This is a genomic window from Roseobacter sp. HKCCA0434, assembly GCF_032464675.1.
Taxonomy (GTDB): domain Bacteria; phylum Pseudomonadota; class Alphaproteobacteria; order Rhodobacterales; family Rhodobacteraceae; genus Pontivivens.
On the sequence record NZ_JAWDKL010000002.1, the window covers coordinates 86,578 to 110,892 of the forward strand.

At 66.8% G+C, this 24,315-nt stretch carries 21 protein-coding genes and 1 tRNA gene; 7 read left to right on the forward strand and 15 right to left on the reverse strand.

The features are described from left to right. The first annotated feature begins 36 nt into the window (after positions 1-36). Positions 37-2,511: an NAD-dependent epimerase/dehydratase family protein gene (locus RX333_RS02365; RefSeq protein WP_316013310.1), complete on the forward strand. Its 2,475-nt coding sequence runs from the start codon at positions 37-39 to the stop codon at positions 2,509-2,511. A 167-nt stretch (positions 2,512-2,678) separates the two neighbouring features. On the opposite strand, the gene RX333_RS02370 is transcribed toward RX333_RS02365, so the two are convergent. From RX333_RS02370 to RX333_RS02380, 3 genes are read right to left on the reverse strand one after another with little or no spacing between them, the layout of a single operon-like run. Further along, complete coding sequence (locus RX333_RS02370) at positions 2,679-2,975, reverse strand: hypothetical protein (RefSeq protein WP_316013311.1); 297 nt, start codon at positions 2,973-2,975, stop codon at positions 2,679-2,681. Beyond that, entirely contained in the window at positions 2,972-5,446 is a 2,475-nt protein-coding gene (gene ctaD, locus RX333_RS02375) for a cytochrome c oxidase subunit I (RefSeq protein WP_316013312.1), read from the reverse strand. The genes RX333_RS02370 and ctaD overlap by 4 nt, the downstream gene beginning before the upstream one ends. Further along, positions 5,443-5,985 (reverse strand): cytochrome B, encoded by a 543-nt coding sequence (locus tag RX333_RS02380; RefSeq protein WP_316013313.1) that lies wholly within the window; start codon positions 5,983-5,985, stop codon positions 5,443-5,445. The genes ctaD and RX333_RS02380 overlap by 4 nt, the downstream gene beginning before the upstream one ends. 123 nt (positions 5,986-6,108) lie before the next feature. On the opposite strand from RX333_RS02380, the gene RX333_RS02385 reads away from it, so the two are divergent. After that, the gene (locus tag RX333_RS02385; protein WP_316013314.1) at positions 6,109-6,624 is read left to right on the forward strand and encodes a DUF2231 domain-containing protein; all 516 of its coding nucleotides are present in this window, start codon (positions 6,109-6,111) and stop codon (positions 6,622-6,624) included. Here RX333_RS02385 and RX333_RS02390 read toward each other — a convergent pair. From RX333_RS02390 to RX333_RS02430, 9 genes are all read right to left on the reverse strand, one after another. Continuing rightward, the gene (locus tag RX333_RS02390; protein ID WP_316013315.1) at positions 6,594-7,106 is read right to left on the reverse strand and encodes a CopD family protein; all 513 of its coding nucleotides are present in this window, start codon (positions 7,104-7,106) and stop codon (positions 6,594-6,596) included. The genes RX333_RS02385 and RX333_RS02390 overlap by 31 nt on opposite strands. Then, positions 7,103-7,813, reverse strand: coding sequence for a cytochrome c oxidase assembly protein (locus RX333_RS02395; protein ID WP_316013316.1), 711 nt, complete (start codon positions 7,811-7,813; stop codon positions 7,103-7,105). The genes RX333_RS02390 and RX333_RS02395 overlap by 4 nt, the downstream gene beginning before the upstream one ends. Before the next feature lie 88 nt (positions 7,814-7,901). Beyond that, positions 7,902-11,132 (reverse strand): hypothetical protein, encoded by a 3,231-nt coding sequence (locus tag RX333_RS02400; RefSeq protein WP_316013317.1) that lies wholly within the window; start codon positions 11,130-11,132, stop codon positions 7,902-7,904. 315 nt (positions 11,133-11,447) lie between these two features. Next, positions 11,448-12,731, reverse strand: coding sequence for a TRAP transporter large permease (locus RX333_RS02405; protein ID WP_316013318.1), 1,284 nt, complete (start codon positions 12,729-12,731; stop codon positions 11,448-11,450). After that, positions 12,728-13,273, reverse strand: a complete 546-nt coding sequence (locus RX333_RS02410; RefSeq protein ID WP_316013319.1) for a TRAP transporter small permease — start codon at positions 13,271-13,273, stop codon at positions 12,728-12,730. The genes RX333_RS02405 and RX333_RS02410 overlap by 4 nt, the downstream gene beginning before the upstream one ends. 28 nt (positions 13,274-13,301) lie before the next feature. Next, on the reverse strand, positions 13,302-14,333 hold the full coding sequence (locus RX333_RS02415; protein ID WP_316013463.1) for a TRAP transporter substrate-binding protein: 1,032 nt from the start codon (positions 14,331-14,333) through the stop codon (positions 13,302-13,304). A gap of 27 nt (positions 14,334-14,360) precedes the next feature. Next, a complete protein-coding gene (locus RX333_RS02420) occupies positions 14,361-15,173 on the reverse strand; it encodes a putative hydro-lyase (protein ID WP_316013320.1) in 813 nt (270 codons plus the stop codon). Positions 15,174-15,267: 94 nt separating this feature from the next. Beyond that, positions 15,268-16,146 (reverse strand): LysR family transcriptional regulator, encoded by an 879-nt coding sequence (locus RX333_RS02425; protein WP_316013321.1) that lies wholly within the window; start codon positions 16,144-16,146, stop codon positions 15,268-15,270. 60 nt (positions 16,147-16,206) lie between these two features. After that, the gene (locus RX333_RS02430) at positions 16,207-16,644 is read right to left on the reverse strand and encodes a MarR family winged helix-turn-helix transcriptional regulator (protein WP_316013322.1); all 438 of its coding nucleotides are present in this window, start codon (positions 16,642-16,644) and stop codon (positions 16,207-16,209) included. A gap of 63 nt (positions 16,645-16,707) precedes the next feature. On the opposite strand from RX333_RS02430, the gene hmgA reads away from it, so the two are divergent. Both hmgA and fahA read left to right on the forward strand, forming a co-directional pair. Further along, a complete protein-coding gene (gene hmgA, locus RX333_RS02435) occupies positions 16,708-18,018 on the forward strand; it encodes a homogentisate 1,2-dioxygenase (RefSeq protein WP_316013323.1) in 1,311 nt (436 codons plus the stop codon). Further along, complete coding sequence (gene fahA, locus RX333_RS02440; protein ID WP_316013464.1) at positions 18,015-19,232, forward strand: fumarylacetoacetase; 1,218 nt, start codon at positions 18,015-18,017, stop codon at positions 19,230-19,232. Before hmgA ends, fahA begins: the two co-directional genes overlap by 4 nt. 8 nt (positions 19,233-19,240) lie before the next feature. Here fahA and RX333_RS02445 read toward each other — a convergent pair. After that, positions 19,241-19,317, reverse strand: a tRNA-Arg gene (locus tag RX333_RS02445). Between the two features lie 58 nt (positions 19,318-19,375). On the opposite strand from RX333_RS02445, the gene RX333_RS02450 reads away from it, so the two are divergent. Next, positions 19,376-20,329 carry a hypothetical protein gene (locus RX333_RS02450; protein WP_316013324.1) on the forward strand — a complete coding sequence of 318 codons (954 nt, stop codon included), beginning with the start codon at positions 19,376-19,378 and terminating at the stop codon, positions 20,327-20,329. Between the two features lie 54 nt (positions 20,330-20,383). Here RX333_RS02450 and RX333_RS02455 read toward each other — a convergent pair whose 3' ends face one another. Next, on the reverse strand, positions 20,384-20,776 hold the full coding sequence (locus RX333_RS02455; protein WP_316013325.1) for an HIT domain-containing protein: 393 nt from the start codon (positions 20,774-20,776) through the stop codon (positions 20,384-20,386). A gap of 12 nt (positions 20,777-20,788) precedes the next feature. Next, complete coding sequence (locus RX333_RS02460; RefSeq protein ID WP_316013326.1) at positions 20,789-22,360, reverse strand: DUF5928 domain-containing protein; 1,572 nt, start codon at positions 22,358-22,360, stop codon at positions 20,789-20,791. Positions 22,361-22,468: 108 nt separating this feature from the next. Here RX333_RS02460 and RX333_RS02465 point away from each other — a divergent pair, with 108 nt between their 5' ends. Both RX333_RS02465 and RX333_RS02470 read left to right on the forward strand, forming a co-directional pair. Then, positions 22,469-23,269 (forward strand): sulfotransferase family protein, encoded by an 801-nt coding sequence (locus RX333_RS02465; RefSeq protein WP_316013327.1) that lies wholly within the window; start codon positions 22,469-22,471, stop codon positions 23,267-23,269. Positions 23,270-23,330: 61 nt separating this feature from the next. Further along, positions 23,331-24,245, forward strand: a complete 915-nt coding sequence (locus RX333_RS02470; RefSeq protein ID WP_316013328.1) for a threonine/serine dehydratase — start codon at positions 23,331-23,333, stop codon at positions 24,243-24,245. Positions 24,246-24,315 lie beyond the last annotated feature (70 nt).

Below are 24,315 nucleotides of genomic sequence, written 5' to 3' on the forward strand. Positions count from 1 at the left end.
CGTTGACGTCCGAATGGACGTTCGACCGGGGGCCACATGAACGACACGCGCGAGACCATCCTCATCACCGGCGCGGGCGGCAATATCGGGCAGGCGCTGTCTGCCCGGTTGGGTGAGCGCTATCGCATCATCGGGCTGGACCGGCCGGACGAGGACGACCCGGACGACAACGTGGGCTGCGATCTCGCCGATCCCGCCTCGGTCGCCGGAGCGATGGACGAGCTGATCGAGCGGACGGGCGGGCGGATCGCCTCTGTCATCCACCTAGCCGCCTATTTCGACTTCTCGGGCGAGGAGCGGCCGCAATACGAGGCGATCAACGTCGAGGGAACGCGCAACCTGCTGGAGGGTCTGGCGCGGCTCGACGTAAGCCAGTTCGTCTATTCCGGCACCATGCTGGTGCACGAGGCGGTGCGGCCCGGCGAACGGGTGGACGAGGACACGCCGCTCGCCCCCGGCTGGGCGTACCCGAAGTCGAAGGCGCGCGCCGAGGAGGTCATCCGCGAAGTCGCGCCGCGCACGAACCCGGAGATGGGCGTCGTGCTGCTGCATCTCGCCGGGCTCTATGACGACGAGACGGCGGTGCCGACGCTGAGCCACCAGATCGCCCGGATCTACGAGCGGAACCTGAAATCGCATGTCTATGCGGGCGATCCGACCGCTGGGCAGTCCTTCATCCATCTCGACGACATGCTGGACCTGTTCGAGCGCGTGGTGGACCGGCGCGACCGGCTGGGCGGGATCGAGGTGATCCTCGCGGGTGAGGAGGAGGCGGTCGGCTATGACCACCTTCAGGACGCGATCGGCGAGTTGGTGCACGGCGAGGACCACTGGCAGACGCTGAACGTGCCCGCCCCGCTCGCCAAGGTGGGCGCAAAGGCGGAGGTGATGGCGGAAAAGCCGATCCCGGATGCGTTCGACGAGGGCGAAAAGCCGTTCATCCGGCCCTTCATGATCGAGCTTGCCTCGGACCACTACGCGCTCGATACCGCCAAGGCGCGAGAGGTGCTGGGCTGGGAAGCGCAGCATTCGATCCTCGACGGGCTAAAGAGCATCGTGGCCGCGCTGAAGGCGGACCCGGCGGGGTGGTACGAGAAGAACGGCATCCATCCGCCCGCCTGGCTGGTCGCGGCGGAGGCGCGGGTGGACGACCCCGAGGCGCTGCGCGCGGCGCACGAAGCGGAGTACCGCCGCGACCACCGGGCGAACCTGTGGGCGCATTTCGCGAATATGGGGCTGGGTGCGTGGCTGCTGACTTCGCCGCCGCTACTGGGCTACGGCGACAGCTGGCTGGCATTGAGCGACGTGGTCGCGGGCCTCGCGCTGATCGTGGCGGGGTTCCTGAGCCTGAGCTGGCGGCTGCCGATGGCGCGCTTCGCCGCCGCGGGGATCGGAACCTGGGTGCTGTTCGCACCACTGTTGTTCTGGACGCCGAACGGTGCGGCCTACGTGAACGCGACGCTGGTGGGGATGCTCGCCATCGGCTTTGCCTTGGCCTTGAAGCCGGTGCCGGGGGTGGCGCCGGTCGCCTCGCAGACCGGGCCGACGGTGCCCAAGGGCTGGGACTATTCCCCGTCCGACTGGGCGCAGCGGATCCCGGTGATCGCGCTGGCGGTAGTGGGGCTGATCGTGTCACGCTACCTGACGGGCTATCAGCTCGAAAGCCTCGACGGAGTGTGGGAGCCGTTCTTTCCCGGCACGCGCGATGGGCTGAACGGAACGGAGGATATCATAACGTCGGAGGTGTCCGAGGCGTGGCCGGTGCCCGATGCGGGGATCGGCGGGCTGACCTATGCGCTGGAAATCCTGGTGGGGGTGATCGGCTCCTCCCGGCGCTGGCGGACGATGCCGTGGCTGACGCTTCTGTTCGGGCTGATGATCGTGCCGCTCGGGGCGATCTCGATCTTCTTCATCGCGATTCAGCCGATCGTGATCGGCACCTATTCGACGCTCGCCCTGATAGCGGCGGCGGCGATGGTGGTGCAGATTCCCTACGCCGTCGATGAGCTGGTGGCGACGATCCAGTTCCTGCGGCGGCGGGCGAAAGCGGGGCAGCCCTGGCTGAAGATCCTGTTCACCGGCGACACGGATGCGGGGCCGGACGCGCGCGAGGACGACGATTTCGAGCGTCCGCCCGGCGTGATCCTGCGCGACATGCTGACAGGGGGCATGACGTTGCCCTGGTCGCTGGCGGCCTCCATCGGGGTCGGAGCGCTGCTGATGCTGTCGCCGCTGTGGCTGAGCTGGGAGAGCCCGGTCGCGGGCGCGCTGCATATCTGCGGGGCGCTGGCGGTGACGGTGGCGGTGTCGGCGCTGGCGACGGTGATCCGCATCGCGCGGTTCCTGAACGTAATCGTGGGGGCGGTGCTGATCTTCGCCCCGCTGGTGACGGGGGGCAGCGTGCTGGCGTATCTTACCTGCTTCGTCGGTGGGCTGGCGCTGATCGTCCTGGCGGTGCCGCGGGGGCCGGTGAGCGGCCGGTATGATACGATGGACACGTGGGTGCGATGAGGGGCTTGCGCGGAATCAAGGGCGCAAGCCCGCCGCGCATCGCCGGGCCGCCCCCCGGCACGGCGATTTTGTCGGTGGAGGCGCGACGCTCGTAGGTTTGACGGATTTGGTTGGCATAAAGTGCCATGCACATCGGATGGATCGCCGCACCACGGCCCGCCGCTGCGCTAACCACAGCGAGTAAGGAAGACCGCCGGTAGCGACGTCCACATGATCGCAACCAAGGAAACAATACTCAGCATCAGGGTCGTGCGTGGCATCAGCCCCTCCCCCCTCGGGGCGCGGACGACCAGCGCCGCCTGCAGGCCAACCGCCGCCAGCGCGGCGAGGATCAGGGCGGGTCGGGCGAGACCCTCGCCGAATGGCCAGCGGGGCGAGCAGGTCAGGCCCTGCAACCCGTAGATCGCGCTGAAACTCGCCAGCCAGACCGTCAACGGCAGGGAGAGGGCAAGGATCTGCCTCATGTCAGCCATCCGCTGAGGAACGCGACGCCGAGGCCGACGACCGCGATGCCGGAGGTGTAGTCGGTCCAGAGGAGGGCCGTGCGGACCTCCCCGTCCTTTCGCGGGCCGTGATAGCCGCGCATGGCCCGGACGGCGAGGAAACCCGCCATGATCGCGGCGATCGTGGCGTGCAGCGCGACATATCCGCCGATCACCCAGAGCGTCGCGTCATAGGCGTGGCGCGTGGGGTCGGGCATCGCGACGAACAGGGCGAGTGCGGCGGCGGCGAGCGCCATTCCGCCGAGCGCCGCCAGTGCCAGCGGCACCATGCCACCGGGGCGGGCGAGTGCCAGTCGCAGCGACAGGGGACCGACGGTGGCGGCAAGGGCACTCAGGAGCGGCCAGAGCAGCCCCGGCGCCAGCCATTCGGGCGGCGGCCAGTTCGGCGCGACGGTCCACAGGAAGGCGAAGCCGAAGAGCAGGGAGCCGAACAGCGTCGCGTCGGCCAGCAGCAGGAACAGCGTTCCCCACCAGCCGGGGGGATCGGGCACCTCGCTCGCCGGGCGCAGGGCGAGGCCGTGGCCGACATCGAGCGGCCCTTCCTCCCCTCGACGGCCCAAGCCCCAGACCCAGTGCAGCACCATCGTGAGCACGCCCAGCGCGGCGAGCGGGACGAGCCAGTAGAGCTTGAGCAGCATGCCGAGGAACATCAGGCCCGTCACCGCCGCCATCTTGAGCGGCAGGGCGGTGTTGCCGGGATAGACGACGAGATAGGCGGGCTCCCCGCTCGCCGGGTCGAGGGTCAACGTCTCGCGCCGCTCGCGCGGACAGTCGCCAAGATAGCCCTCACCCCGCATGATGCGGTTCGGCAGATCCGGGTCGGCATGGAGCGGATCGCGCCCCAAGACGCGCGGCAGGCTGAGAAAGTTGTAGGACGGCGGCGGCGTGGGCATGGCCCAGTCGAGCGTGCCCGCCCCCCACGGGTCGCGCGAGCCGCGGGCCGAGACGATGGCGTTCGCCACCACGTCGATCAGGATCAGCACGAAACCGATGGCCATGACGAAGCTGCCGATGGAGGAAACGAGGTTGATCGCCTCCCACCCCTGCCCCTCGTCATAGGTCCAGGTGCGCCGCCGCATTCCCAGCAGTCCGACCCAATGCACGGCAAGGAAGGTGACGTGGAAGCCGAGCACCACCAGCCAGAACGCCGTCTCGCCCAGCTTGAAGAAACGACGCCGCCCGGTCACGTGCGGCAGCCAGTAATAGACCGCCGCCAGCATCGGAAAGACGAAGCCGCCGACCAGCACGTAATGCAGGTGCGCCACGATGAAATGCGTGTCGTGCACCTGCCAGTCGAAGGGAACCACCGCAACCATCACACCGGTCAGCCCGCCGATGACAAAGGTGGCGAAGAAGGCGAGGATGTAGCCCATCGGCAGGTTCAGCCGCGGCTCGCCGTTCCACAGGGTGCCGATCCACGCGAAGATCTGCACCGCCGTCGGCACCGCCACGAGTGTCGAGGCGGCGGAGAAGAAGGCGAGCCCCATATGCGGGATGCCGGTGGTGAACATGTGGTGGACCCACAGCCCGAAGCTGAGCACCCCGAGCGCAATCGCCGCCGCCACGATCCACCCGTAGCCGAGCACTGTCGTGCGCGCCATGACCGGCAGGATGGTCGAGACCACGCCCGCCGCTGGCAGGAAGATGATGTAGACCTCCGGGTGGCCGAACAGCCAGAACAGGTGCTGCCACAGCAAACTGTCGCCGCCCGCATCGACCTGGAAGAAGGGCAGGCCGAAGGCGCGCTCCAGCTCCAGCAGGACGGAGCCGAGGATCATCGGGGGGAAGCCCGTCAGGATCATCACCGCCGTCACCAGCGCGTACCAGGCGAAGATCGGCATGTCCGACAGCCGCATCCCCGGCGCGCGGTAGCGCAGGATCGTCACCGTGATCTCGACCGCGGCGCAGATGGCCGAGATCTCGACGAATGTGATGCCGAGCAGCCAGAAATCGGTGTTGATGCCGGGCGAAGCGGCGGAGGCGCTGAGCGGCGGGTACATGAACCAGCCACTGTCGGGCGCGATGCCCGCGACCAATGCGAAGATCAGCATCGAGCCGCCGAGGATGTAGCACCAGAAGCCGTAGGCGGTCAGGCGCGGATAGGCGAGGTCGCGCGAGCCGAGCAGCTTGGGCAGCAGGTAGACGGCCATCCCCTCGAAGAGCGGGATCGCGAACAGGAACATCATGATGGTCCCGTGCATGGTGAAGACCTGCGCGTAGCCTTCGGGGCCGAGGAACTCGGACCGCGGACTGGCGAGCTGCGCGCGGATCAGCATGGCGAGCACGCCCGCCACTGCGAAGAAGAAGAACGCGGCGCAGAAGAACATGCGGCCGAGGTCGGTATGGCTGACGGTGGTGAACCAGCCGCGCCAGCCAGGATCGGACGCCCAGATTCGGTCGAGCGCGTGGTGGCGGCGGATCGCGCTCTTCATTCGAGGTCTCCTGCGAGGAAGGCGGCCCAGCCTTCGGCATCATGGGCGATGACGAGGAAGCCGTGGGCGCGGTAGCCGGGGCCACTGTATTCCGAGCTGATGCCGCCATATTCGCCGGGGGCGTCGGCTTCGATCCTCAGCACGTTCACATGGCCGGGAATGGCATCGAGCTTGCCCGCGAGGCGCGGCACCCAGAAGCTGTGGATGACGTCGCGGGTCGTGATCTCCACATCCACGGGACGCCCGGCGGGGATGTGTAGGATCTCTCGCGTCGTTTCTCCAGGGCGATCCGCATAGCCGAATTCCCACGACCATTGGCGCGCCTCGGCCCGGACAGTGACGACTTCCGGTCCCTGACGAGGCAGCAGCACCTCTCCCACGATCAGGCCGTAGGCGAGCAGCGCGGCCAGCACGCTCATCGGGAAGGCGAGGCCGAGGCCAACGATCCAGGTGCGGGGGGTCGCCGCCCCCTGCCGACGGAACGCGAGCGTCAGCAAGACCATGACGAAGGCGAAGATCAGCGTGGCGCCCGCCAGCATCACCCACCACAGCGTCGCGATGGTGCGCGCGGCGGGACCGGCGGGATCGACGGTGGAGAATGTGCCCTCGCATCCCGCGAGCGAAAGCGCCAGAATGACGCCGAACCCCGTGCGGAGGCCCCGATGACCGAAAAGATGGAGCAGCGCCCCGAGGAGGAGCTGGTGAACCCGATCACCCAGCTTCCCGGCTATGACGAGACCGAGTCGCGCATGGGCATCTGGGGCCATCCGCTGCACGCGATGAGCGTGTCGTTTCCGGTCGCGCTGACCTTCTGCTGTTTCGGGGCCGATGCGCTCTACTGGTTGTCGGGGGAGGCGTTCTGGGCGCGGGCCGCGATCTGGGCGGCAGGCACCGCGTTCCTGTTCGGCCTCGCCGCGGGCGTGACCGGCATGGCGGAGATGGCACTCGTGCGCGGCATCCGCATGCGTGCGCCGGTCTGGACGCATTTCGTGATCGCGGTGTTCCTGCTGTCCATGCTGGGCGCGAACTGGGGCTACCGCCTCGACGGGTGGGAAAGCGCGGTGCTGCCCTACGGCATCCTTCTGTCCGGGTTCAACGTGCTGCTGGTGATCGCGACGGGCTGGCATGGCGGGGCTCTCGTCTTCGCCTATCGTCTGGGAACATCGAAGGGCAGCTGAACGCCCCTCGGTTCGCTCAGCCAGCCGGGAACGGGGATCTCGATGAGCTCGGGCTTGGCCAGCACCAGCGTCAGGATGATCAGCACGATGCCCGTGAGGATCCATTGCGGCAGGCGCGCGGCGGGTGCGCGGTGGACGCCCGGAACCTGCGTTATCGCCACGATGGTCCGCCCGACCCAGACGTGGAAGGTGACGAGGGCGGCAACCCCCACCAGCTTGGCGAAGAGCCACAGCTCGAACACCTCCCGCACGAAGATCAACAGCCCGCCGGACCCGATGGCGAGCACGGCCGCAGGCGTCGTGATGCCGATATAGCCGTAATGAGTGAGCCGTCGGATGCGGGTGTAATCGTCCTGCGCCACGACCCCTTCGTGCCGCGCCAGCAGGTTTGGCAGCGCGAAAAGGCCCGCGCACCAGATCACCAGCATCGAGATATGCAGCGCCTTGAGATGCGGGACGGCGGGGACGAGGACCTCGATCATGCGGGGGCCGTCCGGCGCCACGCGGCCAGTCCTGCGCGCGCCCCGAACAGGGCATAGGGCAGGCCCGCAGGCACCCACATCAGCAGGCCGCCGAGCTGCTGGTCGGCCAGCGGGCTCAGCCCCCAGGCCAGCGGCGCGGACTGGTGCGCGGCGTAGAGCGCGTCGGGCGCGAAGGTCAAGAGCGCGCCGAGCAGGCCCATCTGCATCCACGCCCCGAGGATGGCAAGCGTGGCATGCACTGGCGGGGTGTCGAAGTGCAGCGCCGCGCGCCAGAACCAGACGGACGTGACGAGCAGGGAGAGCTGCATCCCCCAGTAGACCGCCACGTTCGACAGCGCCGCGTCATAGGCCGCGGGCAGGTGCCACGCCCAGAGCGTCGCCGTCGCGACCAGGAGAGGAACGGTCGGTCCGCGTGCCGCCCGACCCGGCCAGGCCTGCGCCAGAAGCGGGGCGGCCACCGCCACGAGCAGGACGTGATGCACCACGCGGGCGGAGAAGAGCGCCGAGGACAAAGCGCAGAGCGGCGAGACGAAGGCGAGTACGAGCACCGCCACGCCCACCAGCCCTGCTCGCGATCCGCGCAGGGCGAAGGCGAGCAGCGCCAGCCCCGCAAGCAACGCGGGGTCGAGATTCCACGCCCCGGCCAGTGCATCGGGCAGCGGCGCAGGACCGCAATAGAGCCTGTCGAGAGTGTCCCAGAACGTCATGTCCGGCCCCCCTCCTGCCGTCTGCGCGATCTGCCTCCTGTCTACTCCGCCAATCTGGCGGGGGCAAATGCCCCGGCGGACCGGATGGCTACCACAGGATCGCGGCCTCGACCTCGGCGCGTGTCGCGTCCTCGATCAGGATGGTGTCGGGGCCGAGGTCGATGAGGATGTTTATCCCCTGCTCCGCGATCGCCGCGGACTGACGATCGGGATCCGTCAGGCCATGCGCCCCGAGATCGATGAGATCGTCGCCCGCTTCGAAACCGGTGATGGTGTCCCTACCGTCACCCGATGCGAAGACGAAGGTATCGGTACCGTAGCCGCCGTCGAGGATGTCGGCTCCGCTCCCACCGATCAGCGTGTCATTTCCGTAATCGCCTTGCAGCGTATCGGCACCGGCGCCTCCCGACAGAACGTCGTCATCGTACCCGCCATCGACGAGGTCCGCGCCGTCGCCGCCTTCGAGCGTGTCGCATCCGTATCCGCCTTCGAGGCGGTCGTCGCCGCGTCCGCCGGCAAGCTGGTCGTCTTGATAGCCGCCATCGAGCGTATCGTCGCCATCGCCGCCATCGAGCGTATCACTGCCGTAGTCGCCTTCGATGCGGTCGGCCCCGTCGCCGCCGTGGAGCGTATCGTTCCCGTAGTCGCCATCGAGTTGATCGTCGCCCGAACCGCCCGCCAGGTAATCGTCATCGCGTTCGCCGTCGAGCCGGTCGTTCCCCTCGCCGCCAACCAGCGTATCGCGCCCGTTGCCGCCATAGAGCCAGTCGGTCCCGGCACCGCCGTCAAGCAGGTCGTCATCGTCCTCGCCATAGAGCCGGTCATCGCCCAGTCCGCCCTGCAACAGGTCGTGGCCGCGACCGCCCTTGAGCCGGTCATTGCCTGCGCCGCTGCCCAGGATGTCGTCGCCACCGTCACCGTAAAGCCAGTCGTCGCCGTCTCCTCCATAGATGTTGTCATTGCCGTCTTCGCCGTAGATCCGGTCGATGCCAGCATCGCCGGACAGCAGATCAGCCCCCGCGCCACCGTAGAGCCGATCATCCTCGGCGCCGCCATAGACCGTATCGTCGCCTTGCCCGCCAGAGATCCAGTCGTGACCCGCCTCGCCCATCAGCAGGTCGTCGCCGTCCTCGCCTCTCAGGATGTCATCGCCGACGCCGCCCAGGATCAGGTCATTCCCGTCCCCGCCATAAAGCCGGTCAGAGCCCAGACCGCCGTTCAGGATGTCGGAAGTCGTATCCCCACGCAGGTAGTCGTCCTGATCGCTGCCTTCCAGCAGCTGGCCCGGTTCTGCGACTTCTCGCCAGTAATCCATGGCAGGGGGGATTCTCGGGTCGAGAAGCGGCGATAGACTGTCAGGGTGAATGCCGCGATGTCCGCGCTGCACGAAGAAGGTCGCGTCGTCATCCAGCAGATGGATTTCGAAGCCCGCGTGATAGTCGACCCCTTCGATTTCGATGACGGGGGTCTCGTAGGTGAACCAGACCGACCGCGCGTGGATCTTCAGGTGTTCGTAGGGATGTCCGGGATACGGGGTCGAAACCGGGAATGCGACCCAGTCCTGCCCCTGCTGACCTTCGGAGAGTAGCTGGCCGACGATCTCCACCCGATCCTCGTCCGGATTCAGATCGGCGATGTGAAAATTCGTGGCCCCCGCCTCGATGCGGAAGATGTCGGCACCCTCGCCGCCATAGAGCACGGTGTGGTCAGTCGGATCGCCCCCCGCGCGCATCAGAAGAATGTCGTCACCCGCGCCGCCGTGCAATTCGTCGTTGCCCTGCCCGCCGATCAGCGTGTCATTGCCGCCCGCGCCATGAACCGTGTCGTCGCCCGCGCCGAGGTCGATGCGGTCGCCAAAGGCGCTGCCGGTCAGTATCTCGTCGCCGCTCTCACCGCTGTGCTCGCCGATATCGAGATCGGATTGCAGGTCGAGCCCGGCCGTCTTGGCGATGGTGAGGAAGGTGGTCGCGTAGGGGTCGAGGGTGATGGTGCCGTTGCCATCCGTCAGATCGATATTCGCGAGGTTCAGGTGCGCCTCGGCTTCGTGATCCTCGAAGGCATTGGTTCCGCCGTTATGTGCGTTCAGCGTGGCGAGCACCGCCGTTCCGTAAGGCCCGATCATGTCGGTCAGCGAGATCTGCTCTTGGAATGTCTCGGCTGTCGTGTTGGTCAGGATCAGCGTGATGTTGCCGTCATCGTCCTCGAAATGCTTGACCTTCAGCGCGGTCGTCCCCGAAACAGCACTATCGTAGAAGGTCTTGCCGGTCAGCGTATGGCTGGCGAGTTGGAAGAACTCGCCCGCGAGCGTCAATTCGGACGAGCCCGGCTCGCCTGCCAGATCGTTTTCGTTGTTCTGCTGCAGTGGCCAGACATTCGCACGGTCCACCCCGTTTCGCTGGAAGAATTCGAGGAAGTCGGCGAGCATCGAGACCTGCAGCAGGCCGTCGAGACCTCCCGGCGATCCGACATTCCATTCGGAGACATGGAATTGCAGCGGCTTGCCGGCGGCCGCTTCCCAATCGTCCATGAAATCCGCGCGCGTCTGGTTGTTGCTCGAAGCCGAGAGCGCATGAGGTTTGTTCGGATAGTAGTGCTGGATCACCGCATCGATCGCGGCGAAACCCTCGGGCTCGAACTGGTCGATGATCGCCTGGTTATGCTCCTGAATCGCGGTATCCCCGGACCTTCGACCGCCCTGTACCGCGATGGTGATCTGGTCGCGCACGCCCTTCTGGCTCGCGTAGTCGTCGATCATGATGGCCAGTGCGTTGGCATATTCGCCGTAGACATGGTCGTGCGCATTGACGTGTTGGTCGTAGAATTCGTTGCCCAGCTCGAACACCGCATCGCCGATCGCGCCGTATTTGCCGTCGATCAGGTCCTTGGCATAGGCGAACACCTGTTCGAGCCCCGCATAGTCGACGGCCTCTCCGGTCACATGCACCTTTTCCTTGCCATCGACATAATAGACAGAGACGGACTGAACGAAGGCGGGATTGCTGGGCAGGACGAACGTCATCGGCAAACCGCGTGCGTTCGCCTCGGCGACGAAGTCCGATACGGGCATGAGGGTCACCTCTTTGCCCTTGTTGTCGATGCCGGACGTCGCGTCTGGATTGTTCACATCGAAGGTGTGTTCGGTGACCGCCCCGCCGGGATAGCGCAGGTGGGTGATGCCGAGCCGGTCCACGACCTCATCCAGCGTGTGTTCGTCGGCGGTTCCGAAGACATCGCGGTGGAACAGAAGGTTGCCACCGAACATTTCGTCCTCGAGTGCCTGGTCGGCGGATTTGGGACCTCGGGTCAGTGTGACGGGCATGTGGGGTCCTTTGCGTTGGTGGGGATGCTTCGCGGCGCAGCATAATCGGCTGCGATGCCGGGTCCGTGCGGTTGGCTACGGAACGGAGCGAAAGAAATCGTGGCGCGACGCTTGTGATCGGAGCCGCGCCTGCCGTGCGGATGGCTCGGCTTTCGCGAGCCCCCAGCGGATTGGGGCGGTCGGCACGCCAGATCGGTCTGATCGGGGTCGGCAGAGGCCGCGCAACACGTGCCGACGGGATTCGGCGGACATGCTGAGCGCCGATCCGGCCGCGCCGCCTAGCGGGCGACCGGCCGACTTGCGCAGCGGGCCGCCTTAGCGCAGCGCCTCGGGCAGCCACATCGCGATGGCGGGGAAGGCGATCAGCAGGAACGCCATGCCCAGCATGGTCAGGCAGTATGGGGCGGCGCCCAGCATGACCTCTCCCAGCGTGCCGGACTTGCGCGCGCCCTGCACGACGTAGAGGTTCAGTCCCACCGGCGGGGTGATCAGGGCCATCTCGATCAACACGATCATCAGGATGCCGAACCAGATCGGGTCGTACCCCTGCGCCACAACCAGCGGCACGATGATCGGGATGGTCACGACCATCAGGCTCAGCGTCTCGATGAAGAAGCCGAGCACGATGTAGAGCACGACCACCACGAAAATCAGGCCGAGCGGGCCGAGGCCGAGGCCGTTCATGAAGGCCGTCAGTTCCCGCCCCAGCCCGGCGGAGCCGAGCGTGAAGTTCAGGAAGGATGCGCCGATCACGATCAGCATGATCATCGAGGTGATGCGCACGGTGCCCAGCAGGGCCTCGCGTAGCATGGACAAGGATACGCCACCGAACAGCGCGGCGACGGCGAGCGCCCCCGCGACGCCGACCGCCGCCGCCTCGGTCGGGGTGGCCCAGCCCAGATATATCGAGCCGACGATGAGGGCGAAGAGGATCAGGATTGGCACCAGGTCGATCAGCGCGCGCAGCATCTGCGACAGAGGGAAGGTCCGCCGCTGCCCGCCCAGCGCGGGTCGCCACAGGCACAGCGCCGCCGTAACCGCCATGAAGGCGAGCGCCAGAGTGATGCCCGGCACCAGACCGGCGAGGAAGAGCTGCGGGATCGAGCTTTGCGTCAGGAAGCCGTAGACGATCAGGTTGATCGAGGGCGGGATCATGATGCCGAGCGTACCGCCCGCCGCGATGGCGCCGGAGAACAGCTTGGGGTCATAGCCCAGCTTCTCCGCCTGCGGCATGGCGACGGTCGCCACCGTGGCCGCGGTCGCGACGGAAGAGCCCGAGGTGGCCGAGAACATGGTCGCCGTCGCCACATTGGCATGGACCAGCCCGCCCGGCAGCCAGCTGACCCAGCGATCGAGCGCGGCATATGTCCGGGTGGCGACGCCGGAGCGGACCAGCACCTCCCCCAGCAGGACGAAGAAAGGGATGGCGATCAGCGTGGCGGAGTTCGACGAGCTCCACACCATGTTGCCCAGCCCCCGGCTGAGGGGGAAGGACGAGAAGAAGGCATCGATGCCGAAGCCCAGCAAGAACAGAACGATCCCGACGGGAATAGACAGCGCGAGCAGGCCCAGCAGCCCGGCGGAGATGTAGGCGATCACAGCAAATCCTCCTCGGCGAAGGCGCCGACGAAATTTTCGGTCTCGACCCCGCGTCCGCGCAGCACCAGCGACAACGCGGCGAGGGTGACAGCGCAGGACATGAGCGCGAACCAGACCCAGCCCGCGAACCAGGGGAGCTGTACCCAGGCGAGCGGGGTTTCGAGCGGTGTATTGGCAGTGGACCCGTTGGCGAGGGAGCGGGCGAGCACCGGCCACGCCTTGACCGCGATGGCGACGATCACGGCGCTCATCACAACCATCGCAAAGACATCGAACAGTGCGCGCAACGTATCGCCACAGCGCCCGCGCAGCAGGTCGATGCGGACATGGCCCAGTTCCAGCAACGTGTAGGCCATGCCCCAGGAGGTCGCGAGCGCCATGGCGTAGCCCGCGATCTCGTCCGTGCCTCCGAAGGAGGAGCCGAGCTGGCGCGCCACGATGTCGAGCACGACGAAGCCCGCGCATCCCAGAAGGCCCAGCCCCACGATGAGGGCGATGAGGCGGTTGAGACGTCTCAGCGCCTCGATCACCCTCAGTTCCATTGGCTCGTCTCCTCCCTCGGCGCGGCGGTCACTCGATGGTCACGCCGACAGTTGCGCCGACGCTGTCGTTCCAGCGGGCGGTCCAGTCCGCGCCCGCGCGCTCGGCCCAGTCGGGCAGCACCTCGGTGGTCAGGATCTCCCGCGCGCGCTCGAAATCGGCGTCGCTCGCCTCGACCAGAACCATGTCGCGGGCGTCGCCCGCCGGGCAGTCGCCATTGCCGGTCAGGCAGGCAATATCGTTGACCAGCGCGTCCTGCGCGGTGGCCCAGGCGGGATCCTCGAAGCCTGTGGCGATCTCGCTCTCGATCAGGCTCTGCATCTCCGCCGACAGCGCGTTCCAACGGTCGAGGTTGATCGCGGTGACGACCGGATCCCAGCCGCCGAGGGGCAGAGGCATGAGGTGCGTGGAGACCTCCCACCACCCGGCGGAATAGCCCGAGCCGGCGCCGGTGACGGCACAGTCCACGACGCCGTTCTGAAGCGCCCCCGGCACCTCGGCGAAGGAGACGTTGACGCCCTCGGCGCCCAGCGCCTCCAGCAGCTTGGCGGTCATCCGGCCCGAGGCGCGGACCTTCAGCCCCCGCATGTCGTCTAGGCCATCGATCTCGGCATTGCAGAACACGACCTGGGGCGGGTAGGGCGCGATGGCGAGAACGTGGGAATTGAAGCGCTCACGGTAGATATCCGCGACCATCGGTCGGGCGGCGTCGACCATCGCACGCGCCTCGTCGGCACTGAGCGCCACCAGCGGCACGTCGAGGCCCTCCAGTTCCGGCGCATCGGAGACCGCGTAATCGGCCACCGTCATCGCGACGTCGTAGACCCCCTGCCCCAGCAGCGGATAGACGTCGCCAAGGCCGAGCCCCATCTGGTTGTGTGTGGTCAGTTCGACCTCGATCCCACCGTCGGAGGCGGCGGGCAGCGTCTCGGTCCAGAAGGGGGCTTCGTACTCGTTATGGAGCGGCAGGCTCGACCAGCTGCCCACCACGGCGAGGGTTTCGGCGGTGGCAGGGGCCGCGAGCACGGTCGTGGCCGCGAGGATCGTCAGGGTCTTGCGCATCATCTCAGTCTCCTTGTCGGGTCGTTTCTAGTCGGTTTTCAGGATCGTCGTCTCGGCTTCTTCATCCACATCCGAGATCAGCATGTGGCCGGGGGCATGGGTGATACAGAGCGGCAGGCGCGCGTTCAGCAGCACGTTCTGCGGCGTCACCCCGCAGGCCCAGTAGACGGGCACCTCGCCGGATCGCAGTTCCACCGGCTCGCCCCAGTCGGGGGTGGCGAGGTCCGGGATGCCCAGCGCCGCGGGATCGCCCACCGCGATCGGTGCGCCATGCGCCTGCGGGAACCGTGCGGAGATCGTCGCGGCGCGCGCGACGTCGCGGGCCGGAATTGGCCGCATCGTCACGACCATGTCGCCACGAAACGGTCCTGCCGGGCTCAGCGCGATGGATGTGCGGTACATCGGCACGTTGCGCCCCGCCTCTAGGTGGCGGACGGGAATGCCGTGCCGGATCAGCGCCATCTCGAAGGTGAACGAGCAACCCAGCGCCACCGCGACCATGTCGTCGGTCCAAAGCTCGCCGATATCCGTGACCTCGTCGGTCAGGGCGCCGTCGCGGTGGACGTGATAGCGTGGCACGTCGGAGCGGATGTCGATGTCGCGCCCAAGCGTACGCAACAGCGGATCCCCGCTGTCGCCGACGCCCACGACGGGGCATGGCTTGGGGTTGCGCTGGCAGAACCGCAGGAAGTCCAGTGCATGCCGTTCAGGGAGTATGGCAATATTGCACTGGAGCTTGCCCGCCGCCAGACCCGCCGTGTGACCACGATAGTCCCCGGCGCGGATCACGCGCCGAACGTCCGCGGCGGACAGGTCCTTGAGCTCGGAATGGGTGGTCATATGCGGCACCTTCATGGGTCTGACATGAAGGTTCCATGACGGAGACTATCCGTGCAAATTATCAATTCTGATTAGATGCGATAGAATGACTCTATCAGTCGGAGGTTTCTCGCATCCAAGACGCCGCCACATCCTGCGCGATCTCTGCCCCGGTCTCCGCGAGGAAACTGCGCGGCTCGGTCAGCCAAGACGCCGTGAAATCGAGCGTCATCGGGGCAAGCCCCGCGTCGAATTCGACGATCCGTCCCGCCGCAACCGCATCGGCGGCGAGCGTCCTGGGATAGGGCCCGACGCCGATGCCGGCGGCGATCATCCGCAGGCTCGCCGACAGGGAGGCGGAGGTGTAGACCCGAACCTTCGGCCCGACCCGGCGCGACAGCTCAGCCATCAGTTCGCGGTAGGGGCGCGTGCGGGAGGAGTAGGAGATGACGGGCTCGGCGCCGAGTTCCTTAGGCTCTGCCCCGGCAGCGCGATACCAGCCGAGGTCAAAGGGCGGCAGGCTCGCGTTCTCCACGGAGAATTCGGAGACCGGTCCCATAAGGAAGGCGATGTCGAGCCGACGCTCAACCAAGGCATCGCGCAGGTTCAGCGAGATGTCGACCGTCAGGTCCAGATCGACGCGCGGGTAGCGGGCGGAGAACGCGGTCAGGAAGTCGGGTAGCCAGGATTGGGCCACCGTCTCCGACGCGCCGACGCGGAACAGGCCTTCCGTATCGGAGGGATTCGCGACGCGCTGGCGGATCTCCTCCTCCACGAACAGCATCTGTTCGGCATAGGACATCAGGAGTTGCCCGTGCCGTGTCAGGACGAGCGCGCCCGGCCCACGCTCAAAGAGCTGGACGCGCAACTCGTCCTCCAGCGTCGCGATCCGGTTGGAGATCGCGGGTTGGGACAGGTGCATCCGCTCGGACGCCTTGCGAAAGCCGCCGAGCCGGGCGACCCAGAGGAAGGTCTTGATCTGGTCGAAGGTCACGAGTGATCGCCTTTTGCTATCGATTTGCCCTCCCAGCGATAGCCAAGCGCGGATCTCGCGTCACGTCCCCCGTTCCGCCAGCCGCGCGAGGCAGGATCGCAGGATGCGCGCTTCCTCCCGCGTCAAACGGGCGGCGAGGCGGTCGTCGTAGCGGCGGGCCTCCTCCGTCAGGTCGGCATAGATCGCAGCGCCGCTCCGCGTAAGGCACAGCGTCGCGTTGCGGCGGTCTTCCTCCTGCACCTCGCGCGCGACGTGGCGACGGCTTTCCAGCGCGGCGACGGCGCGGCTGACCTTAGTCTTGTGCAGATCGGCACGCGCGCATATGGCGCTGGCCGTCATGGGACCGTAGCGGCCCAGATGAAACAGCACTCGCCATTCGGTGCGCAGCATGCCGTAGCGATCCTTGTAGTGCCGCGAAAAGCCCTGCCCCGTCGCCTCCGCCGCGCGGTTCAGCATGTAGGGCAGGAAATCCGCGATCTCGAAATCGTCCCCGTCCACTCGACGCTCCGCTTGTTGGTTACATTTCCAACCAATATCCCGGATGCAGCGACGGAGGACAAGATGAGCGACCTTTCCTACATGCCCGGCTTCGGCAATGATTTCGAGACGGAAGCCCTGCCCGGTGCGCTGCCGCAGGGGATGAACTCGCCGCAGAAGGTGGCCTACGGGCTCTATGGTGAGCAGCTGTCGGGCACCGCCTTCACCGCGCCGGGGCATCAGAACGAGCGGACATGGTGCTACCGCATCCGCCCCTCGGTCCGTCATACCGGGCGCTTCCGGCGGATAGAGCTGCCCTATTGGAAGAGCGCGCCGCTGGTTGATCCGGACGTCACCAGCCTCGGCCAATATCGCTGGGACCCAGTGCCCCACTCGGACGAGGCGCTGACTTGGCTGACGGGCATGCGCACGATGACCACGGCGGGCGACGTCCACACGCAGGTCGGCATGGCGAGCCACATCTACCTCGTCACACAAAGCATGGAGGACGCCTATTTCTACTCCGCCGACAGCGAGCTGCTGGTCGTGCCGCAGGAGGGCACCCTGCGGTTCTGCACCGAACTCGGCGTCATGGAGATCGCCCCGCAGGAGATCGCGATCCTGCCGAGGGGCCTCGTCTACCGGGTGGAGGTGGTCGAAGGACCCTGCCGCGGCTTCGTCTGCGAGAATTACGGCCAGAAATTCGCGCTGCCCGGTCGCGGGCCGATCGGGGCGAACTGCATGGCGAACCGGCGCGACTTCAAGACGCCGGTGGCCGCGTTCGAGGATCGCGAGGTCCCCTCGACCGTCACGATCAAATGGGCGGGCCAGTTCCACGAGACCGAGATTGGGCACAGCCCGCTCGATGTCGTGGCCTGGCACGGCAACTACGCGCCGGTGAAATACGACCTCAACACCTATTGCCCGGTCGGCGCGATCCTGTTCGACCACCCCGACCCGTCGATCTTCACCGTGCTGACCGCGCCCTCGGCGGTGGAAGGGACGGCCAATATCGACTTCGTGCTGTTCCGCGACCGCTGGATGGTGGCCGAGGACACGTTCCGCCCACCCTGGTACCACAAGAACGTCATGTCCGAGCTGATGGGCAACATTCACGGCCAGTACGACGCGAAACCTCAGGGCTTCGTCCCCGGCGGAATGAGCCTGCACAACATGATGCTGCCCCACGGCCCAGATCGCGAGGCGTTCGAGAAGGCGACCGAAGCGGAGCTAAAACCGGTGAAGCTCGAGGAGACGATGTCCTTCATGTTCGAGACCCGCTTCCCGCAGCACCTGACCCCCTTCGCCGCGAAAGAAGCCCCGCTTCAGGACGACTACATCGACTGCTGGACCTCGCTGGAGAAGAAGTTCGACGGCACCAAGGAGGGGCGCTGATGCTGATGCGCTCCTGGATCGGTGGCGCGAACGACCCCAATGGTGCGTTCCCGCTCAACAACCTGCCCTGCGGTGTGTTCGAGGATGGGCGCGGCGCCCGCTGTGGCGTGGCGATCGGGGCGTTCGTGCTGGATGTAGGGGCGATTGCGCTCGACCTGCCGGACGGGCTGTTCGAGGCGCCGTCCTGGAACGCCTTCATGGCGGCCGGCCCGGAGGTCTGGGCGCGATTCCGGACGGAGTTGCAGGCCGCTTTGGCCGAGGGCAGCGCGCGGGAGGGGGAACTGACGCAGAATCTGGTGCCGCTGGACGCCGTTCGGCTGCTGATGCCCTTCACGGTGTCCGAATACACAGATTTCTACGCCAGCCGGGAGCATGCATCCAATGTCGGCACGATGTTCCGGGGGCCGGAGAACGCGTTGCCGCCGAACTGGCTGCATATGCCCATCGGCTACAATGGCCGCGCATCCTCCGTTGTGGTCTCGGGCACGCCGGTCCGCAGACCGCACGGTCAGATCCGGCCCGGTGGCGAGGGGATGCCGGTCTTCGCGCCCAGCGCGAGGCTCGATATCGAGCTGGAACTGGGCGCGGTGGTCGGCCAGCCTTCGGACGGGCCGCTGAGCGTGGGCGAGGCGGATGCCGCGATCTTCGGCTACGTGCTGCTGAACGACTGGTCGGCGCGGGACATCCAGGCATGGGAATACGTGCCGCTCGGCCCCTTTCAGGCCAAGGCGTTCGCCACCAGCATCTCGCCCTGGATCGTGCCCGCGGCAGCGTTGGAGCCGTTTCGCGTGACGGGCCCGCAGCGGGAAGTGCCGCTGCTCGACCATCTGGTCGAACCGGGGCCGATGAACCACGACATCGCGCTGGCCGTGAGCCTGACGCCCGAAGGTGGCGAGGAGCAGATCATCGCGCGGACCAACGCGCGCGGGCTCTACTATTCCCCGGCGCAGCAACTGGCTCATCACGCGTCGTCAGGCTGTCCGATGCGGGTGGGCGACCTGCTCGGCTCCGGCACCATCTCGGGGGCGGAGCGGGACCAGTGCGGCTCGCTGCTGGAGATGACATGGGGTGGAGAGCGGCCCCTGACGCTCGCCGACGGGTCCGAGCGGCGCTTCATCGAGGACGGCGACACGCTGGCGCTGCACGGACACGCGCAGGGCAAAGGCTACCGCATCGGGTTCGGCATATGCACAGGAACGATTCGTCCAGCGTGAGGGGAAACTGGCGCACCCATGAGGATTCGAACCTCAGACCTCTGCCTTCGGAGGGCAGCGCTCTATCCAGCTGAGCTATGGGTGCGTCGTCAGGTCTCTTACTGTAAGCGTCGGGGTGACGCAAACGGTTCTTGGGGCGCGAGATGGCGGTGAACGTGGTGATGGTGGCACAGGCCGGGCGTGTGGCGTTCGAGGCCGCGCTCGCCGTCGCCACCTGGGTGCCCGCACCCGGCTTCCGCTTGTGGATCGCGGAACCGGCGCCGGGGCCGCTCTGGCCCGAGGACCCACAGGTCGCGGGCGAATTGCGTGACTGGTTGGTGGACCGATCAGACCGGATGGTCACGTTCGAGAGCCGCCATTTCGGCGCGACCTACCCGCATGGCAACAAGATCGAGGCGCTGGGTGCCTTGCCGGAGGCCGAGCCGTTCGTGTTCTTCGACAGCGATACGGTGTTCCTGCGCGGGATGGATGGCGTCGCCTTCGATTTCGACCGTCCGACGGCCAGTCTTCGGCGCGGTCCGAGTTGGCCGAAGGTCTTGCCGGAAGGCCCGACACGGGCGGAGATCTGGCGCGACCTTTATGCGCGGTTCGGGCTGAAACCGTTGACCGATCCAACCGTGCCGCCAGACCGATGGGATCATTGGGCCTATTTCAACGCCGGCTGGGTATTTGGTCCATGTCCGCGCCGGTTCGGGGAAGCCTGGGCACGATATGCGACCGCGATCCGCGATGCGCCGGAAGAAGTGCTGGAAGGGCAATCGCTGGACCCGTGGCTCGATCAGGTGGCGCTGCCGCTGGCGATCCGCGCGACAGGAGGCGATGTGCGACGGATCGACGGGCTCGATGGCGACGTGACCTGCCATTGGCGGACGCTGCCGCTGGCCTATGCGCGGGAGCCGCAGGCGGTGATCGACAGGATCGAGGCGGCGGCGGCGCGGCCCCGGCTCAAGAAGCTGCTGAAGCGGCACCCCGCCTTTCACCGAATGCTCTATCGCGGCGGCGGGGCGGAGGTGCGGGCGCTGGTCGGAGACAGCGATGTCGCCGACGAGGCGGTCCTGCGCCGCCGCCTGCGCGATGCGTGGTTGTGGATGCGCTGAGGAGCGCGGCCCCGGCACTGGGGCCGGGCCGTGGACCACTCCGCAAAACCGGCCTCAGCCGTCGCCGTGGCCGGGCACGTCGATCATCCGACCCAGGAAGCTGCCGGCGAAGATGTGGACGTGCAGGTGCGGCACTTCCTGATGGCCGTCTTGGCCCGCGTTGCTGAGCATCCGGTAGCCGTCCCCCGCATCCGGGGTCACGCCCATCCGGCGGGCGACCTCGCCGATCGTGCGGATGTAATCGGTGATCTCCGCCTCCGTCGCCTCGGCGGCGAAATGGTCGAAGGTCACGTAGGCCCCTTTCGGGATCACGAGGACGTGCTGGGGTGCCTGAGGTGCGATGTCGTGGAAAGCCAGCGAATGCTCGGTCTCCATCACCGTCTTGTTGGGAATCTCACCCCGCAGGATTTTCGCGAAGATGTTCTGATCGTCATAGGCGTAGGGCATCGGTCACTCCTGTCAGTCGAATATCAGGTCGTCGCGGACCAGTTTCCGTGCGCGATCGGTGGGAATGTCGAGAAAGCGGGCGATCCGTTCGGCCACGACGTCCTCGTCGTCCCGCGGGCCGATCGCGTAGAAATGCGCCAAGCCCAGGTCGCGCAGCGCGTCGCTGTCGTCGCGCCATTGCCGGTCGAGCGTGCGCAGGAGCGGCCCCGCCTCCGCAAGCCCGGCCTCGGGCGGCAGCAGGCCGACGCGGTGGGCGTGGCCTAGCAGGTATTCGTCGTCGATCTCGGTCGCGATCTCCAGCACGCGCAGGATGCATTGGTCGCCCTGAAGGTCGCGCAGCGCGTCGCTGTTGTTGGGGTCGACGCAGATCATCAGGCGGTTCGTCCCGTGATACTCGAACAACAGCCGCAGCATCGCGCGCCGGTGGCGCCCCCGCTTGGCCAACGAGCCCTCGATGCCACCCAGAGGCGGCAGGACGCCCGAATCCTCGTCGAACACGTAGCCATGTCCCGGCGGGCCGCCCGAGCGCGCGGCGGCGGAGGTGAAGCGCTTGCCAACGTGGTACTTCTTGCACACCGCGGCCAGCACCTCGTTACCGCGCCCGATCTGGCCGCCGCGTTCCCAGAAGCGCGGCGCGTAGCGGCGCCCGACCCGCCCGCGTCCAGTCACGTAGCGATAGAGGCTCGACGCCGTGTCGGAGGTCCGGATCGCTTCCATCGGCTGTGCGTAGAGGACGCGCAGACGCTCGCGCAGGGTCTTCGCGTTTTCCGACACCTTGCGCACGAAGAGATGGCTCTGCCCGCGGATCAGGTCGTAATGGTCGTCGTGGAAAACCAGCGGCATCCCGTAATCGGAGAAGGCGAGGAAGGTCATGGGCCGGTTGACGACTTCCTCGCGCGGGGTGACGTGCATGACGAGAGTCTGGAAGAAGGTCTCGTCAGGAATCCAGGTCGTGGAGAAAAAGCGCGGGATGTCGCGCCGCTTGGCGATCAGGTCCAGCACGCGGTCCACCGTCCGACGCCGCATCAGGCACCATTGCGAGCCGATCATGATCCGCAGCCCCTGCGGCACCGGGCGGCTGAGGCCCAGCGCCTGCTGAGCGCCAAGTGCCGCGTAGAACAGAGGCTTGCGCTTGCGCTCGTTGAAGAAGTGGCGGTAGTGCAGCCGCTCCTCCTTGATGCCGGTCTTGATCCAGTCGCTTTCGTAGAAGTCGTGATGCTCGACGAAATCGCGGTCGTTGCGTTCGAGGAAGTCGGCGATCCAAGCGCGCGGTTTCGCGGGCATGCAGTCGCCCGATATGAAGTAGAAATGCGTGGCATCGGGGAAGGCGTCGCGCGCCGCGTGCAGCGCATTGAGCGTGGCGCGCACCAGACTCCACTCCCCCCAGCCGCAGCGTACCCGCTTCGCGAAGACGACGTTCTGATCGTCTTTCAGGGACGCATGGATCGCGGCCCACACGGCGTCATCGGCATTGCGGTCCACGTGGATCGCGATCCGGTCGCCATGCGCCGTCAGCATCTGGGCCTGCTGGATCACGCCAGGGGCGTTCTTGTGGCAGAGCAGGATGTAGGCGATCTGGACCATCGCCCTTTGATGCCGACTGGCGCGGGTCGGGGCAAGGGCGAAGGGGCGCCGCCTTGACTCCGCCCGTCCCGCGGGGTCTTACCAAGGGGAACAGCGTGTGAGGCACCCATGCCCTATCCCGGCACCTGGATGACGCAGAGCGGCTCGGTCGTGTACCGGGTCGTGCCCAAATGCGCCTGCTCGACCATCGGGCAGATCATGTACTATTCCGATCACGGCGAGTTCTTCGACGGGGACATCCACGACGCGAAGGACGGCATTCACAAATGGGCGCTGGAGGCGAGCCAGCCCTTGCTGGAAAAGGCCGTCACGGATCGCGAGATCTACGCCTTCACCGCCGTGCGCAACCCCTATACGCGGGTGCTGAGCTCCTTCTTCGACAAGATCGCGGGCATCCAGCGCAACGGCAAGCGCTATCGCGGCAACCTCGTGCCGATGCTGACGAAGCGCTACGGCGTCGATGTCGAGGGCGATTTCGACCAGGTGAAGAGCTTTCGCCGGTTCTTGCTGTTCGTGCGCGACACCATTCGGTTCCGCAAGCCGATGGACCCCGACATCCACTGGTCGGCCTGCGCGGGCCATGCCTCGACGATGGTGCGCAATGGCGGGCGCTACAGCCATATCTTCCCGATCGAGCGCTTCAACGATGGGATGCGGGTGGTGCTGGACAATATCGACGTGGCCCATCCAGTCGACCTCGACAGCATCCCCCGGTTCAACGAGAGCGCGGACCACGGGCCGAAGCAGGCCTTTCCGATCGAAGACTATTTCGACGACCTGTCGAACTACATCATGCAGGACATCTACCGGCGCGACTTCAACCTGTTCAAGTACGCCAAGGAGCCGAACCGCAACCCTCCGGTGAAGGAGATCGATCTCGATGAGGTTCATGCGCGGCTCGCAAAGTAACCCGGCCTTGCCGAGCTTGAGGGAGATCGACGGCGCATCCCGCCGCCTGCGCGGGCGGATCGTGAAGACGCCACTGCTCGAATTGACCCACGGGCCCGCCGCCAACCTGCTGCCAAAGGGCGCGCAGGTCTGGATGAAGCTCGAACTGTTTCAGCAGGCGGGCAGCTTCAAGACCCGCGGCGTGCTGCTGGCCATCGATGCGATGAGCAGTGCCGAACGTCGGGCCGGTGTGATCGCGGCCTCGGGCGGGAACCATGCCTTCGCCGTCGCCACCGCCTGTGCGCGCGAGGGGATCGACGCACTAATCGTGATGCCCGAGGCCGCGGACGCGCGCACGGTCGCCCGCTGTGACGATCTGGGCGCGACGATCCGACGGACACCGGGCGCGCGCACCGACCTCGCCCTGCTCGACCAATTGGCGCAGGAGACCGGGCGCACCAAACTGCACCCGTTCGACACGCCGCACATGATCCTGGGGGCCGCGACCTGCGGCTACGAGATCACGAACAACCTGCCCGAGCTCGACGCGATGATCGTGCCGGTCGGAGGCGGCGGGCTGATCGCGGGCATCTCCCGCACGTTCAAGCAATTCTGCCCGATGACCCAGATTATCGGGGTGGAGCCGGAGGGTGCCGCATCCATGACCCGGTCGCTGGAGGCGGGTCAGCCTCTACAGCTCGACACCGTCGACACCTGTGCCGTCAGCCTCGCCGCCTCGCGGGCCGAGCCGCTGACATTCGCCGCGGCGGCCGAGCATGTAGACCGCATGGTGACGCTTGCCGACGGCACGATGATCGACGCCATGCGCGCGCTCAGCGATTCCCTGGGCCTGATGGTGGAGCCGGCCTGTGCCGCCAGCTTCGCCGCGCTGACAGGTCCGCTCGCGGCCGAGATGGCAGGTAAGAAGGTCGGGATCATTGCCTGCGGCTCGAACCTGTCGCGCGCGGGTTACGCTCGGATCATCGGCGAGGGCTGATTTCCGGCCCGATCCGTAGCTTTTTGCACTGCAGCACCTTGAATTCCGATCGTTCAATCCAAACTGAACG

Bases quoted from the DNA above. Each gene is read 5' to 3' on its own strand.
- hmgA (WP_316013323.1), top strand. From the start codon at position 16,708: ATGAGCGACCTTTCCTACATGCCCGGCTTCGGCAATGATTTCGAGACG.
- RX333_RS02455 (WP_316013325.1), bottom strand. From the start codon at position 20,776: ATGCCCTACGCCTATGACGATCAGAACATCTTCGCGAAAATCCTGCGG.
- RX333_RS02365 (WP_316013310.1), top strand. From the start codon at position 37: ATGAACGACACGCGCGAGACCATCCTCATCACCGGCGCGGGCGGCAAT.
- RX333_RS02450 (WP_316013324.1), top strand. From the start codon at position 19,376: ATGGCGGTGAACGTGGTGATGGTGGCACAGGCCGGGCGTGTGGCGTTC.
- RX333_RS02465 (WP_316013327.1), top strand. From the start codon at position 22,469: ATGCCCTATCCCGGCACCTGGATGACGCAGAGCGGCTCGGTCGTGTAC.
- RX333_RS02370 (WP_316013311.1), bottom strand. From the start codon at position 2,975: ATGAGGCAGATCCTTGCCCTCTCCCTGCCGTTGACGGTCTGGCTGGCG.
- RX333_RS02400 (WP_316013317.1), bottom strand. From the start codon at position 11,132: ATGCCCGTCACACTGACCCGAGGTCCCAAATCCGCCGACCAGGCACTC.
- RX333_RS02410 (WP_316013319.1), bottom strand. From the start codon at position 13,273: ATGGAACTGAGGGTGATCGAGGCGCTGAGACGTCTCAACCGCCTCATC.
- RX333_RS02390 (WP_316013315.1), bottom strand. From the start codon at position 7,106: ATGATCGAGGTCCTCGTCCCCGCCGTCCCGCATCTCAAGGCGCTGCAT.
- RX333_RS02415 (WP_316013463.1), bottom strand. From the start codon at position 14,333: ATGCGCAAGACCCTGACGATCCTCGCGGCCACGACCGTGCTCGCGGCC.
- RX333_RS02420 (WP_316013320.1), bottom strand. From the start codon at position 15,173: ATGACCACCCATTCCGAGCTCAAGGACCTGTCCGCCGCGGACGTTCGG.
- RX333_RS02460 (WP_316013326.1), bottom strand. From the start codon at position 22,360: ATGGTCCAGATCGCCTACATCCTGCTCTGCCACAAGAACGCCCCTGGC.
- RX333_RS02385 (WP_316013314.1), top strand. From the start codon at position 6,109: ATGACCGAAAAGATGGAGCAGCGCCCCGAGGAGGAGCTGGTGAACCCG.
- ctaD (WP_316013312.1), bottom strand. From the start codon at position 5,446: ATGAAGAGCGCGATCCGCCGCCACCACGCGCTCGACCGAATCTGGGCG.
- RX333_RS02380 (WP_316013313.1), bottom strand. From the start codon at position 5,985: ATGCTGGCGGGCGCCACGCTGATCTTCGCCTTCGTCATGGTCTTGCTG.
- RX333_RS02395 (WP_316013316.1), bottom strand. From the start codon at position 7,813: ATGACGTTCTGGGACACTCTCGACAGGCTCTATTGCGGTCCTGCGCCG.